Below are 13,798 nucleotides of genomic sequence, written 5' to 3'. Positions count from 1 at the left end.
CCGAGGCTGGCAGCGCTGACACCTTTTAATGAAGTTCTTCCGAGGAATGGTTCTATGAGCAACGTCGACCGCGCCGAAATTGCCAAGTTCGAGGCCCTGGCCCACCGCTGGTGGGACCGCGAGAGCGAGTTCAAGCCGCTGCACGATATCAATCCCCTGCGGGTCAACTGGATCGACGAGCGCGTCGGCCTGGCTGGCAAGAAAGTCCTCGACGTGGGCTGTGGTGGCGGCATTCTCAGTGAAGCCATGGCCTTGCGCGGGGCCAGCGTCACTGGCATCGACATGGGCGAAGCACCGCTGTCGGTAGCGCGCCTGCACCAGCTGGAATCGGGGGTCGAGGTGGAGTACCGGCAGATCACCGCCGAGGCCCTGGCCGACGAAGCGGCCGGTCAGTTCGATGTGGTCACCTGCCTGGAAATGCTTGAGCACGTACCCGATCCTTCCTCGGTGATCGAAGCCTGCAAGCGCCTGGTCAAGCCCGGCGGCCAGGTGTTCTTCTCGACCATCAACCGTAATCCGAAGGCTTACCTGCTGGCCATTGTGGGCGCCGAGTACATCCTCAAGATGCTGCCGCGCGGCACCCACGACTTCAAGAAATTCATCCGCCCGTCCGAACTGGGCGCCTGGAGCCGCAACGCCGGCCTCGAGGTCAAGGACATCATCGGCCTGACCTACAACCCGCTGACCAAGCACTACAAGCTCAGCAGCGATGTCGACGTCAACTACATGATCCAGACCCTGCGCGAGGAATGAGCATGCGCCTGAGAGCTGTACTGTTCGACATGGACGGCACCTTGCTGGACACCGCGCCGGACTTCATCGCCATCAGCCAGGCGATGCTTGCCGATCGCGGCCTGCCGGCGATTGCCGACAAGACCATCCGCGACGTGATCTCCGGCGGCGCGCGGGCGATGGTCGCGGCGACTTTCGCCATCAGCCCAGACGATGAAGGCTTCGAGGCGCTGCGCCTGGAGTTCCTCGAGCGTTACCAACAGGACTGCGCCGTGCACAGTGCGCTGTTCCCGGGCATGGCCGAACTGCTCGCCGACATCGAGAAAGGTAACCTGCTGTGGGGCGTGGTGACCAACAAGCCACTGCGCTTCGCCGAGCCGATCATGCAGCGCCTGGGGCTGGCCGAGCGCTCCGCGCTGTTGATCTGCCCCGACCACGTCAAACGCAGCAAGCCCGACCCCGAGCCGCTGACCCTGGCCTGCGCTACGCTCAAGCTCGACCCGGCCAGCGTGCTGTTCGTCGGTGACGACCTGCGCGACATCGAATCGGGACGTGACGCCGGCACCCGCACCGCAGCCGTGCGTTATGGCTACATCCACCCCGAGGACAACCCCAACAACTGGGGCGCCGACGTGGTAGTGGATCACCCTCTGGAACTGCGCAAGGTGCTCGACAGCGCGCTGTGCGGGTGCTGAAGGCACCCTCCCGCCCTCCGATCTGAAGGACTCATTCCATGTTTGACTACACCGCCCGCCCCGAACTGCTCAAAGACCGGGTGATTCTGGTCACCGGTGCCGGCCGCGGTATCGGCGCCGCAGCGGCCAAGGCCTACGCCGCGCTGGGCGCCACGGTGCTGCTGCTAGGCAAGACCGAAGCCAACCTCAACGAGGTCTACGATCAGATCCAGGCCGCCGGTCACCCTGAACCCGTGGTGATCCCGTTCAACCTGGAAACCGCCCTGGCACATCAGTACGACGAACTGGCGGTGCTGATCGAAAACCAGTTCGGCCGCCTCGATGGCTTGCTCAACAACGCCTCGATCATCGGCCCGCGCACCCCGCTGGAGCAGCTGTCGGGCGATAACTTCATGCGTGTCATGCACATCAACGTCAACGCCACCTTCATGCTCACCAGCACGCTGCTGCCGCTGCTCAAGCTGTCCGAGGACGCTTCGGTAGCGTTCACCTCCAGCAGCGTCGGCCGCGTCGGACGCGCCTACTGGGGTGCCTATGGCGTGTCGAAGTTCGCCACCGAAGGCTTGATGCAGACCCTGGCCGACGAGCTCGAAGGTGTGGCCACGGTGCGCGCCAACAGCATCAACCCTGGCGCCACCCGCACCGGCATGCGCGCCCAGGCTTATCCGGGTGAGAATCCGCAGAACAACCCACTGCCCGAAGACATCCTGCCGGTCTATCTGTACCTGATGGGCCCGGACAGCAAGGGTGTAAACGGCCAGGCCTTCAACGCGCAGTAACCCCCTTGCCGAGCGGCGCCCAGGCGCCGCTTGGCTTTGCCCCGCGACGCTGTCACAGCGATCCAGTAGACTCTCGCCCCGCCCTGCCTCCGGAGCCGTCCGTGCCCGCTACCGCACTCGTTCGCCTGTTGCTGCTCGCCGCCGTCTGGGGCGCGAGCTTTCTGTTCATGCGCATCATCGCCCCGCAACTGGGCACCGTGCCCACGGCGTTCTTTCGCGTCGCCATCGCCTGCCTTGGCCTGCTGGCCATCGTTGCTGTCTCAGGCGCAGGTTGGCGCTTCCACGGCAAGCTCGGCGCTTGCCTGCTGCTGGGGATGATCAACTCCGGCATTCCGGCCACGCTGTATTCGGTGGCCGCGCAAGTGCTGCCGGCTGGCTATTCGGCGATCTTCAACGCCACCACGCCCCTGATGGGCGTGCTGATTGGCGCGCTGTTTTTCCAGGAAGCACTCACCGCGGCCAAGCTGGCGGGGATCTTCCTCGGTCTGCTGGGGGTGGGCATTCTCAGCGGCGCAGGGCCCGTGGCGCTGGATGCAGCGCTGCTGCAAGGCGCCCTGGCGTGCCTGGCGGCCACGACCTGCTATGGCTTTGCCGGTTATCTGGCGCGGCGTTGGGTCAGCGGCCTGGACAGCCGGCTGTCGGCCTTGGGCAGCATGCTCGGCGCCACCCTGCTGCTGGCGCCGGCGTTCGTCTGGAGCGCTGCCACCCAGCCGCCCGCCAGCTGGGGCGGCTGGCAGGTGTGGCTGTCGCTGCTGGGCCTGGGGTTGGTCTGCACGGCTTTGGCCTATGTGCTGTATTTCCGCCTGCTGGGCGATATCGGTCCGGTCAAGGCCAGTACCGTGACCTTCATGATTCCGGTATTCGGCGTGCTGTGGGGCGCCTGGCTGCTGGATGAGCCGCTGTCACTGGCCCACGCCTATGGCGGCGCGCTGATCGCCGTGGCCTTGTGGCTGGTGCTACGGCCAAGTGTCGTTCGGCCCGGCAAGCCGGCATGAACACCGACGACGCTGGCACCTGCGGCGCGCGCAAGATCCTGGTACGCCTGGCACACGACCACAACGGTTACCCCACCGCTTCGGTCGAGGGTTTGTGGGCGCAACCGGTCGAGGGTGGCTATCGCATCGACAGCCTGCCCTTCCATGCCTACGACGTGGCGCCGGGCGATATCGTCGAGGTGCGCATCGACGGCGAAATGGCCTGGCTGGAACGCGTGCAACACAGCAGCGGCGCCTCGGTGCTGCGAGTGATCGTCAAGGCTGCAGATGAGCTGAACGAGGTGCTCGCTGCGCTGCAACAGTTCGCCTGCCCCTGCGAACTGGAGCGCTCGACACGGATGATCGCCGTGCACGTGCCGGCGCAGGTCGGCATCGATGCGCTGCTGTACTTCCTGCTGGTGCAACGCCAGGCGGGGGTGGTGGATTTCGAGGAAGGGGTGCTGCGGCACGCATTTTCGGCGGGGTTACCGCTGTAGCCGAGGCGATGCTCAGGCCGACAGCGGTAACGCTAGCGGCAAGAACTCAGAACAGCCAGCGATACAGCAGGTACGCCACCAGCACTGCCAGCACCGGGCGCAGCACGCGGTAGGCCTTGGGGTTGGCGCGCTTGAAGCGTTTGACGTGGGTGCTGAGCTTGTTGCTGAAGCGCTTGCTCCAGGCGTAGGCCTGGTTGATCCCGCCAACGCGCTCTTCATCGGTGTTCTGCGGCGCGGTGGCGCGGCCGAGGAAGGCACTGACCTTGCGATTGATGCGGGTCATCAGCGGGCTGGTCAGCGGACGCTCGACGTCGCAGAACAGAATCACCCGGGTCTGCTCGGTTTCGTTTTTCACCCAGTGCACGTAGGTTTCGTCGAACATCACGTCTTCGCCATCGCGCCAGGCATAGACCTGGCCGTCGACGTAGATGCGGCAGTCGTCGGAGTTGGGCGTAGACAGCCCCAGGTGATAGCGCAACGAACCGGCGAACGGATCGCGGTGCGGATTGAGGTGGCTACCGCCGGGCAGCAGGGCGAACATCGCGCCCTTGACGTTGGGAATGCTGCTGACCAGCTCGACGGTGCGCGGGCACAACGCCTCGGCCGAGGGCAGCGGTTTGTCGTACCACTTGAGGTAGAAACGCTTCCAGCCCTTCTTGAAGAACGAACCAAAACCGGCATCGTTGTCTTTCTCGGCGGCGCGAATATAGCCCTCATCGAACAGGCGCATGGCCTCGACGCGGATTTCCTGCCAGTTGTCCTTGAGCACGTCCAGTTCGGGGAAGCACTGACGGTCGAGGTAAGGCTTGGATGGCACGCCCGAGAACAGGTACATCAGCGCGTTGTACGGGGCGAACAGCGCCGAGTGGTTGACGAACTGGCGCAGCACCGGCAGGCGCGCCTTGCCGCGCAGGTGCACGAACAGCACGCTGGCGGAGAACACCAGCAGCACACCCGCCTTGGCGATGAAGGAAAACGTCATGCAGCACTCCTTGGAGAGAAAAACCGGCGATCGCAGGCAGATCGCGCGACATCATAAACCCATCCGCCCCTGGGGAAAAACAACCCTGGGGCGGGCGGTGGTTCGGGAGTGTGCCGTGAAACCGGCGCAGAGACGTTGCGGCGGATCAGTCGAAGGTCATCACTGCTGGTTTTCCTGCTCGCTGAACAGGTCACTGAAGAGCATGCTCGACAGGTAGCGCTCACCCGAGTCGGGCAGGATGACGACGATGGTCTTGCCCTGCATCTCCGGTTTCTCGGCCAGGCGCACCGCGGCGGCCATGGCCGCGCCGCAGGAGATGCCGCAGAGGATGCCCTCTTCCTGCATCAGGCGCAGGGCCATGGCCTTGGACTCGTCATCGGTGACCGTTTCCACCAGATCGACCAGCGAGAGGTCGAGGTTCTTCGGAATGAAGCCGGCGCCGATACCCTGGATCTTGTGCGGGCTGGGCTGCAGTTCCTGGCCGGCCAGGGTCTGGGTGATCAACGGCGAGCTGGCAGGCTCGACCGCCACCGACAGAATCGGCTTGCCCTGGGTGGTCTTGATGTAGCGCGACACGCCGGTGATGGTGCCGCCAGTACCGACGCCTGCTACCAGCACGTCCACCGCACCGTCGGTGTCATTCCAGATTTCCGGGCCGGTGGTCTTTTCATGGATCGCCGGGTTGGCCGGGTTCTCGAACTGGCCGGGCATGAAGTAGGCATCAGGGTCGGAGGCGACGATCTCGCCAGCCTTTTCGATGGCGCCCTTCATGCCCTTGGCCGGCTCGGTCAGCACCAGTTCGGCGCCCAATGCCTTGAGCACCTTGCGCCGCTCCAGGCTCATCGACGCCGGCATGGTCAGCAGCAGTTTGTAGCCGCGCGCCGCAGCGACGAACGCCAGGCCGATGCCGGTGTTGCCCGAGGTCGGCTCGACCAGGGTCATACCGGGGCGCAGCTTGCCGCTGGCTTCGGCGTCCCAGACCATGTTGGCGCCGATCCGGCACTTGACCGAATACCCCGGGTTGCGCCCCTCGATCTTGGCCAGGATGGTCACCCCGCGCGGCGCGATACGGTTGATCTGGACCAGCGGCGTGTTGCCAATGGAGTGGGCGTTGTCTGCGAAGATGCGGCTCATTGCAGGGTCCTTGAGCAGGCGGGTTAGGCGTTCAAGGGTAAGCCTGCCCCGGGAACCCGTAAAGCCCGTTCGAACTCGCCGCGCGGCAGCACGGTCAACCAGCTACCGCACTTGGGAGAGCCCCTGATGAAAGCCCGTTATCGCTGGCCGCTGCTCAGTATCGCCGGCCTGGTCGCGCTGCTGGTGGCCCTGCATCTGGCCCTGCCCTGGCTGGTACGCGACTACCTCAACGGCAAACTGGCCGACATGGGCGAGTACCGTGGCGAGATCACCGATGTCGACCTGGCCTGGTGGCGCGGCGCCTACACCATCAACGGCCTGAAGATCGTCAAAACCAGCGGCAAGGTGCCGGTGCCGCTGCTGGAAGCGCCGCTGATCGACCTGTCAGTGAGCTGGCACTCGCTGTGGTACGACCAGGCGGTGGTCGCCCAGGTGACCTTCGAGCGGCCGGTGATCAACTTCGTCGACGGTGGCAGCAAGCAGAACTCGCAGTCGGGTCGCGGCACCGACTGGCGCCAGCAACTGGGCAAACTGCTGCCCATCACCCTCAACGAAGTGCGTATCCACGACGGCAGTGTGCGCTTTCGCAATTTCCAGTCCAAGCCACCGGTACAACTACAGGCCACCCAGCTGGAAGCCAGCATCCACAACCTGACCAACGTGCGCGATCAGGAAGGCCGCCGCGACGCCAGCTTCGAAGCCAAAGCGCGCCTGTTTGGCGACGCCAAGGTGGAAAGCAGCGCCACCTTCGACCCATTCAGCGACTTCGATGACTTCCAGTTCCGCCTGCGCGCCAGCGACATCACCCTGCGCCAGCTCAACGATTTCGCCAGCGCTTATGGCAAGTTCGATTTCAACGCCGGCAGCGGGGACGTGGTGATTGAGGCGCAAGCCGAAAACGGACGACTGAATGGCTATATCAAGCCGCTGCTGCGCGACGTCGAAGTGTTCGACTGGCAACAGGACGTCGAGAACCCGAACAAAGGCTTTTTCCGCTCGGTCTGGGAAGCCCTGATCGGCGCCGGGCAGACCGTGCTGAAGAATCAGCCCAAGAACCAGTTCGCTACCCGCGTGGAATTGCGCGGCAGCGTGCATCAGCAGGACATCAGCGCGTTCGAAGCGTTCCTGCAGATTCTGCGCAATGGGTTCATCCAGGCGTTCAACGCCCGCTACGAGCAACCCAAGCCGGATGCCGAATGACGCGCGTTTGCAGGCCCGGCAACGGCGGTTATAGTCGCGGGCACCTTATTTGAAGCTTGCGAGGACCGCTGAATGAAATTCGAAGGCACCCGCGACTATGTCGCCACCGATGACCTCAAGCTTGCGGTCAACGCCGCAATCACCCTGCAGCGGCCGCTGTTGGTCAAAGGTGAGCCCGGCACCGGCAAGACGCTGCTGGCCGAACAGCTGGCGCAATCGTTCGGCGCGCGGCTGATCACCTGGCACATCAAGTCCACCACCAAGGCCCAGCAAGGGCTCTACGAGTACGACGCGGTCAGCCGCCTGCGCGATTCGCAGCTGGGCGTCGACAAAGTGCACGATGTGCGCAACTACCTGAACAAGGGCAAGCTGTGGGAAGCCTTCGAGGCCGATGAGCGGGTGGTGCTGCTGATCGACGAGATCGACAAGGCCGACATCGAATTTCCCAACGACCTGCTGCAAGAACTCGACAAGATGGAGTTCTACGTCTACGAGACCGACGAAACCATCAAGGCCCGACATCGGCCGATCATCATCATTACCTCCAACAATGAAAAAGAACTGCCCGACGCCTTCCTGCGTCGCTGCTTCTTCCACTACATCGCCTTCCCCGACCGCAGCACCTTGCAGCGCATCGTCGATGTGCATTACCCCAACATCAGCCAGTCCCTGGTCAGCGAGGCGCTGGACGTGTTCTTCGATGTGCGCAAGGTACCGGGGCTGAAGAAGAAGCCGTCCACCTCCGAGCTGGTCGACTGGCTCAAGCTGCTGATGGCCGACGACATCAGCGAAGCGGTGCTGCGTGAGCGCGACCCGACCAAGGCGATTCCACCGCTGGCAGGTGCTCTGGTGAAGAACGAGCAGGACGTGCAGTTGCTCGAGCGCCTGGCCTTCATGAGCCGTCGCGGCAACCGCTGAGGAGCCTGGCCATGCTCCTGAACCTGTTCACCGAACTGCGCGCGGCCAAGGTGCCGGTGTCACTGCGCGAGCTGCTCGACCTGCATGCAGCGCTGGAGCAGCACGTGGTGTTCGCCGACATGCAGCAGTTCTATTTCCTCGCCCGCGCCATCCTGGTCAAGGACGAGCGGCACTTCGACAAGTTCGACCGCGCCTTTGCCGCTTACTTCGACGGCCTGCATGACCTCGACCAGCACCTGGAAGCATCGATCCCCGAAGAGTGGCTGCGCAAGGCGTTCGAGCGCTCGCTGAGCGCTGAAGAGCGCGCACAGATTCAGTCGCTCGGTGGCCTGGACAAACTCATAGAAGCGTTCAAGCAGCGCCTGGCCGAGCAGAAGGAACGCCATGCCGGCGGCAACAAGTGGATCGGCATCGGCGGCACCAGCCCGTTCGGGTCGGGCGGCTACAACCCTGAAGGCATTCGCATCGGCGATGCCGGCGAACGTCAGGGCAAGGCGGTGAAAGTGTGGGAACAGCGCGAATACCGCAACCTCGATGACCAAGTCGAGCTGGGCACGCGCAACATCAAGCTGGCCCTGCGCCGCCTGAGGAAGTTCGCCCGCCAGGGCGCGGCGGACGAGTTCGATATCGCCGGCACCATCGACCAGACGGCCCGCGATGCCGGCCTGCTCAACATCCAGATGCGTCCCGAGCGGCGCAACGCGGTCAAGCTGCTGTTGCTGTTCGACATCGGCGGCTCGATGGACGCCCACGTGAAGGTGTGCGAAGAACTGTTCTCGGCGTGTCGCAGCGAGTTCAAGCACCTTGAGTATTACTACTTCCACAACTTCATCTATGAAACGGTGTGGAAGAACAACCTGCGTCGCAACAGCGAGCGCATGGCGACCTTCGACCTGCTGCACAAGTACGGTGACGACTACAGCGTCATCTTCGTCGGTGATGCGGCCATGGCGCCTTACGAAATCACTCAGCCAGGCGGCAGCGTCGAGCACTGGAACGAAGAGGCCGGTTATGTGTGGATGCAGCGAGTGCTGGATAAATTCAGCAAGGTCATCTGGATCAATCCGTATCCGCTGCGCGCCTGGGACTACACCGCCTCGACTCAGCTGGTACGCGAACTGATCGGCGAGCGGATGTTCCCGATGACCTTGCAAGGCCTGGAAGACGGCATGAAGTACCTGGCCAAGTGAGAAAGGCGCGGCCCTTCCCGACTCAGGCTCAGTCGTTCAGGGCCCTCACTGCGCCGCTTTCAATGCCTCCAGCGCAGGCTCGGCAGCGATGCCGACGTGCGCAGCCAGTTCCAGCACCCGCGGCAGGTCGTTTTGCCCGACGATGACCATCTGCAACGGGTCGTCCAGCAGTTGGCTGAAGTTAACCAGCACGTAGCCACCGGCTTCCTTGTTCAAGGCAGCCATCTGCACCTGGATACGGTTCAGTGCCGTCAGCGCTTCGGTACGCTGCAATTGCTTGGGCTTGAGGTTGAAACCGATGCTGGGATCGAACGACGCGCAGATGGCTTCGAACAACTGCGGGTAGCTTTCGGCCTGGAACAGCACGGTATCGGGCAGGCTGCCGACCACGACCCACTCGCCCAAAGGGATGGGGAAGCTGTCGTCGTAGTTGATATCGGGGTTGGCAGCGAGGAACGCGGCCGGGTCGGCATAGGCCTGGGCCGCTTCCTCGGCGATACGCTCGATGTCGGCCTCAGGCATGCAGCCTGCACCGATGAGGCTGATAAGTTCGCGCAGTGAATCTTTCATGGCAGGGGCCTGGCACCTTGGTAAAAGGTGCCAAGGATACCCCCCAGGCGGTCAGCCAGCCAGCGCTTGCAGACGCTCGACCGCTTCCACCGCACCCATGGTCTGTGCCGCCACCAGTGCCGTGGCGCCGCGAGCATCGCGATGCGTGGGGTCGGCACCTTGGGCCAGCAGGTACTCGAGAATTTCGCCGCGGTTGAACATGGCCGCCAGCATCAGCGCGGTACGGCCATCCTGCGCGGCGGCATCGACCGGTACACCGTTCTCGACCAGCAGACGAATCATCGGCAGATCGCCTTTGAACGCTGCACCGGCGATGGGCAGCTGATTGTTGTCGTTGGCGATCAGTGGATCTGCACCATGGCGCAGCAGCACCTTCACCGCCTCGACATGCCCGTGATAGCTCGCCAGCATCAGCAGCGTGTCGCCCTTGCCATTGCGCAGATCGACCGGCAGACCGCTGGAGACCAGACGATCGAGCATCTGGGCGTCACCTGCCCGGGCACAGTCGAACACTTGTGCGGCGAAGGCAGCGGTTTCTTCATCGGTCATGGCAGCGGGGGCAGCGTCTTGCATGGTGAACCTCCTGGCAGATTGTGGGCCCAATGATGTGTGAGGCTGCACGGCGCGGGCAAAGGTTCCGAATCTATCGTCGCGACAGAGGCAGGCTATCTATCTGCAGGGTTACCCGCGCTGGCGCTGAGCGCGGGAAAGCCTGGCATTGCAAAATGCACTGTGCAAAATGCACGACCTTGCAGACTGCATGGAAGCACTTCGATAAAAACAGTATAAGTTACTGATTTAAAAGGATTTTATCGAAATCAAAATACTGGCACAGTCACTGCAACTACTGAACATAGAATCTTCGACCCTTCCCGTTCAGGAGTTGACATGGACCTTATCCAACAGAAATTCACTTCGGTTTTCCCGGCGTATCAGGTCAACACCCAGCCCCGTCCTGATGGTGGTGTGCTGCTGACCCTGCGCGCGACCGACGGTAAAGTCAGCCGCCGTGTGCTGTCCTACAGCCAACTGCACAGTGCTGAGCAGCTGTCCTGGGCGATCAGCGCCATCCGTCGCGACCTGGCCGAACAAGCCAGCGAACTGCCAGTCATCTCGATGCTGCAAAGCCAGCAGCGCTTCGCACTGCCGACCTACCGCTGATCGCGACTCACAGCACTGCATCAATAGGGGCCATGCTTATGGCCCCACGAATGGCCTAGAGTTCATCCATTCCTGGAAACTCCTTGGCCGTCGAAGTCTCTTCGAATACTGGCAACACGCCCTCTTTTTCCAGCAATCGCAGCGCCAGGCAGAATGGCCGATCACCCAGACTCAGCCAGCGCCCTGCCCCTTGCGGCACCCGCAGTACATCGCCTTTCTCGCCCAGCAGCGCGCAGACCCAGTCGCCGCAGCGCACGTTCAACTGTGCTCGGCCGCTGACCACGACGAATACTTCATCGCAGGCGTAGCGGTGCTCATCGGCCAGCCACAGGTTCGCTTCGGTATCGCCATCGACGTCGATCACGGTGAAGGTCTGGCAGCGCTGCGCATCCAGCCATTGCCCAACCTGCTCGCCCAGCGCCTGCAGGGCCGCTTCACGACCGGTGCCTAGCCGCGGTGGCGAGGCAATCCCGGCGGGGCTGTAGTTCAGGCCATGCTCGGCCAGCGTGGTGCGGATGTCGTCGGCATGGGTCAGCACCTTGTAGGGTTGGTGCGGGTCAGTGTTGTGGAAGACGCTGAGGATGCTCATCGCGTTTGACTCCTGCGTGCGCTCAAGCCGAGCGCGGTGATGATGGCGGCGGCCAGAGCGGCGACGCTGGCCACGGCGAAGGTGAAAGACGGCGCCAACAGGTTCCAGCTATAGCCTGCATACAGGGCCCCCAGGGCACCGCCGGTGCCCGACAGTGCGGCGTACAGCGCCTGGCCCTGACCCTGCTGGCGCGCGCCGAAACTGGCCTGGACGAAAGCAATGCTGGCCGCATGGAAGCAGCCGAACGTGGCGGCGTGCAGCAGTTGGGCCAGCACCAGCAGCGCGGGAATGTCGGCCATTGTGCCGAGCAACAGCCAGCGTGCGCTGGCGAGCAGAAAGCTCACCAGCAGCACCGCCTGCACCGAACAGCGGGCGAAGATCCGGCTCATCAGCAAGAACATCAGCACTTCGGCCACCACGCCAAGCGCCCATAGCAAGCCGATGGCGCTGCGGCTGTAGCCCAGTTGCTCAAGGTGCAAGGTGAGGAAGGTGTAGTACGGGCCGTGGCTCAGTTGCATCAGCGCCACGCAGGCGTAGAAGGCCAGCACGCCCGGCGCACGCAGTTGGCGCAGGAACCCGTGCGCCGCCGGGCGCTCGCTGTGCTCCAGCGGTTGCGCCGAAGGTACCCAGAGACTGGCAACGACGATGGCCGCCATGATCGCCAGCACCGCCAGCGGATACACATCCAGGCTCAACCACTCGAACAGCCGACCCAGGCCGACCACGGCGAGGATGAAGCCGATCGAGCCCCACAGGCGCACCTGACTGTAGCGCGAGGTCTGCCCGTGCAGGTGCGCCAGGGTGATGACCTCGAACTGCGGCAGCACCGCGTGCCAGAAGAACGCATGCAGCGCCATCACCAGCGCCAGCCAGGCGTAGCTGTGCTCGACGAAGATCAGCGCGAAGCTCGCCAGCGTACACAGCGCCCCCAGGCGCACGATCAACAGACGTCGACCGCTGCGGTCCCCCAGCCAGCCCCACAGGTTGGGCGCCACGCAGCGCATCAGCATGGGAATGGCCACTAGCTCGCCGATGCGTGCCGGAGAAAACCCCAGGTGATGGAAATACAGCGACAGAAAAGGCGCGGTGGCGCCGAGCAAGGCGAAATAGCAGAGGTAGAAGCTGGACAGGCGCCAGTAGGGAATGGGCATGGGCAATTCGATCCGATCAGGTCGTGGCGGCCAACCGGGGCAACCCGGTCAGCCGTACACCGCCGAGCCGACGCAGACCGCCGTTATCGACAGCCAGCCCCGGCAGCGTAGCGTTCGCTCACCGCTCAGCGCTGACCCAATACCGGCGTCTCGACCCGCACATCCGCGTTCTGCCCGCGGTGACGCAGCAGGTGGTCCATCAGCACGATGGCCATCATCGCTTCGGCGATGGGCGTGGCACGGATGCCCACACAGGGGTCGTGACGGCCCTTGGTGATGACCTCGACCTCATTGCCATGCACGTCGATCGAGCGCCCTGGCACGGTGATGCTCGAAGTCGGCTTGAGCGCCAAGTGGGCGACGATCGGTTGGCCGGACGAGATGCCGCCAAGGATGCCGCCGGCGTTGTTGCTGAGAAAACCTTCAGCGGTCAGTTCATCGCGGTGCTCGGTGCCGCGCTGGGCGACACTGGCAAAGCCTGCGCCGATCTCAACGCCCTTGACCGCATTGATGCTCATCAGCGCATGGGCCAGCTCGGCGTCGAGGCGGTCGAAAATCGGCTCGCCCAGGCCAGGCATCACGCCTTCGGCGACCACGGTGATCTTCGCCCCCACCGAGTCCTGGTCGCGGCGCAGTTGGTCCATGTACGCCTCGAGCTCGGGCACCTTGCTCGGGTCGGGGCTGAAGAAGGCGTTCTGCTCGACGCTGTCCCAGCTCTGGAAGGGAATTTCGATCGGGCCCAGCTGGCTCATGTAGCCGCGCACGCGGATGCCCTGGGTGGCGAGAAACTTCTTGGCGATGGCACCGGCCGCGACGCGCATGGCAGTTTCCCGCGCCGAGCTGCGGCCACCGCCGCGGTAGTCGCGCTCGCCGTACTTGTGGTGGTAGGTGTAGTCGGCGTGGGCCGGGCGGAACAGGTCCTTGATCGCCGAGTAGTCCTTGGACTTCTGGTCGGTGTTGCGAATCAGCAGACCGATCGAACAGCCGGTGGTACGGCCTTCGAACACCCCGGACAGAATCTCCACTTCATCGGCTTCCTGGCGTTGGGTGGTGTGCCGGCTGGTGCCGGGCTTGCGCCGGTCGAGGTCGAGCTGCAGGTCGGCCAGGGAAATCTCCAGGCCCGGCGGGCATCCATCGACAATGGCGACCAACGCCGGGCCATGGCTTTCGCCAGCGGTGGTGACAGTGAACAGCTTGCCGTAGGTATTGCCGGACATGGACGCTCC

The 13,798-nt window shown here is 63.8% G+C and carries 16 protein-coding genes; 9 read left to right on the top strand and 7 right to left on the bottom strand.

Annotated features, from left to right (window positions below; genetic code table 11):
* The first annotated feature begins 54 nt into the window (after positions 1-54).
* The 5 genes from ubiG to LK03_RS11725 all read left to right on the top strand — a co-directional run bounded on the left by ubiG (position 55) and on the right by LK03_RS11725 (position 3,677).
* Positions 55-753 (top strand): bifunctional 2-polyprenyl-6-hydroxyphenol methylase/3-demethylubiquinol 3-O-methyltransferase UbiG, encoded by a 699-nt coding sequence (gene ubiG, locus LK03_RS11745; RefSeq protein WP_028694666.1) that lies wholly within the window; start codon positions 55-57, stop codon positions 751-753.
* A 2-nt stretch (positions 754-755) separates the two neighbouring features.
* A complete protein-coding gene (gene mupP, locus LK03_RS11740; protein ID WP_038412542.1) occupies positions 756-1,427 on the top strand; it encodes an N-acetylmuramic acid 6-phosphate phosphatase MupP in 672 nt (223 codons plus the stop codon).
* Between the two features lie 38 nt (positions 1,428-1,465).
* Positions 1,466-2,206, top strand: coding sequence for a YciK family oxidoreductase (locus tag LK03_RS11735; protein WP_038412540.1), 741 nt, complete (start codon positions 1,466-1,468; stop codon positions 2,204-2,206).
* A 101-nt stretch (positions 2,207-2,307) separates the two neighbouring features.
* Positions 2,308-3,201, top strand: a complete 894-nt coding sequence (locus LK03_RS11730; protein ID WP_038412539.1) for a DMT family transporter — start codon at positions 2,308-2,310, stop codon at positions 3,199-3,201.
* Positions 3,198-3,677 (top strand): DUF4265 domain-containing protein, encoded by a 480-nt coding sequence (locus tag LK03_RS11725; RefSeq protein ID WP_038412537.1) that lies wholly within the window; start codon positions 3,198-3,200, stop codon positions 3,675-3,677. The genes LK03_RS11730 and LK03_RS11725 overlap by 4 nt, the downstream gene beginning before the upstream one ends.
* A 46-nt stretch (positions 3,678-3,723) precedes the next feature.
* Here LK03_RS11725 and LK03_RS11720 read toward each other — a convergent pair whose 3' ends face one another.
* Both LK03_RS11720 and cysK read right to left on the bottom strand, forming a co-directional pair.
* Complete coding sequence (locus LK03_RS11720) at positions 3,724-4,659, bottom strand: aspartyl/asparaginyl beta-hydroxylase domain-containing protein (RefSeq protein WP_038412536.1); 936 nt, start codon at positions 4,657-4,659, stop codon at positions 3,724-3,726.
* A gap of 159 nt (positions 4,660-4,818) precedes the next feature.
* On the bottom strand, positions 4,819-5,793 hold the full coding sequence (gene cysK, locus LK03_RS11715; RefSeq protein WP_038412534.1) for a cysteine synthase A: 975 nt from the start codon (positions 5,791-5,793) through the stop codon (positions 4,819-4,821).
* Positions 5,794-5,919: 126 nt separating this feature from the next.
* Between cysK and LK03_RS11710 the strand changes: the two genes are divergently transcribed.
* The 3 genes from LK03_RS11710 to LK03_RS11700 all read left to right on the top strand — a co-directional run bounded on the left by LK03_RS11710 (position 5,920) and on the right by LK03_RS11700 (position 9,101).
* Positions 5,920-6,993: a DUF748 domain-containing protein gene (locus tag LK03_RS11710; RefSeq protein ID WP_038412532.1), complete on the top strand. Its 1,074-nt coding sequence runs from the start codon at positions 5,920-5,922 to the stop codon at positions 6,991-6,993.
* Positions 6,994-7,065: 72 nt separating this feature from the next.
* Positions 7,066-7,911 (top strand): AAA family ATPase, encoded by an 846-nt coding sequence (locus LK03_RS11705; protein ID WP_038412531.1) that lies wholly within the window; start codon positions 7,066-7,068, stop codon positions 7,909-7,911.
* Positions 7,912-7,922: 11 nt separating this feature from the next.
* Positions 7,923-9,101, top strand: a complete 1,179-nt coding sequence (locus tag LK03_RS11700; RefSeq protein ID WP_038412530.1) for a vWA domain-containing protein — start codon at positions 7,923-7,925, stop codon at positions 9,099-9,101.
* Positions 9,102-9,146: 45 nt separating this feature from the next.
* On the opposite strand, the gene LK03_RS11695 is transcribed toward LK03_RS11700, so the two are convergent.
* Positions 9,147-9,671 (bottom strand): hypothetical protein, encoded by a 525-nt coding sequence (locus tag LK03_RS11695; RefSeq protein ID WP_038412529.1) that lies wholly within the window; start codon positions 9,669-9,671, stop codon positions 9,147-9,149.
* Between the two features lie 51 nt (positions 9,672-9,722).
* Positions 9,723-10,244 (bottom strand): ankyrin repeat domain-containing protein, encoded by a 522-nt coding sequence (locus tag LK03_RS11690; RefSeq protein WP_038412527.1) that lies wholly within the window; start codon positions 10,242-10,244, stop codon positions 9,723-9,725.
* A gap of 315 nt (positions 10,245-10,559) precedes the next feature.
* On the opposite strand from LK03_RS11690, the gene LK03_RS11685 reads away from it, so the two are divergent.
* Complete coding sequence (locus LK03_RS11685) at positions 10,560-10,832, top strand: DUF3509 domain-containing protein (protein WP_038412525.1); 273 nt, start codon at positions 10,560-10,562, stop codon at positions 10,830-10,832.
* A 55-nt stretch (positions 10,833-10,887) separates the two neighbouring features.
* Here the strand turns inward: LK03_RS11685 and LK03_RS11680 are convergent, their stop codons facing one another.
* The 3 genes from LK03_RS11680 to aroC all read right to left on the bottom strand — a co-directional run bounded on the left by LK03_RS11680 (position 10,888) and on the right by aroC (position 13,789).
* Positions 10,888-11,421, bottom strand: a complete 534-nt coding sequence (locus LK03_RS11680) for a hypothetical protein (RefSeq protein WP_038412524.1) — start codon at positions 11,419-11,421, stop codon at positions 10,888-10,890.
* Positions 11,418-12,572: an MFS transporter gene (locus tag LK03_RS11675; protein ID WP_038412523.1), complete on the bottom strand. Its 1,155-nt coding sequence runs from the start codon at positions 12,570-12,572 to the stop codon at positions 11,418-11,420. The genes LK03_RS11680 and LK03_RS11675 overlap by 4 nt, the downstream gene beginning before the upstream one ends.
* Before the next feature lie 125 nt (positions 12,573-12,697).
* Positions 12,698-13,789: a chorismate synthase gene (gene aroC / locus LK03_RS11670; RefSeq protein ID WP_038412522.1), complete on the bottom strand. Its 1,092-nt coding sequence runs from the start codon at positions 13,787-13,789 to the stop codon at positions 12,698-12,700.
* Positions 13,790-13,798: the final 9 nt, after the last annotated feature.

Source organism: Pseudomonas cremoricolorata (assembly GCF_000759535.1).
Taxonomy (GTDB): domain Bacteria; phylum Pseudomonadota; class Gammaproteobacteria; order Pseudomonadales; family Pseudomonadaceae; genus Aquipseudomonas; species Aquipseudomonas cremoricolorata_A.
This window is presented reverse-complemented; position numbering and strand designations above follow the sequence as displayed.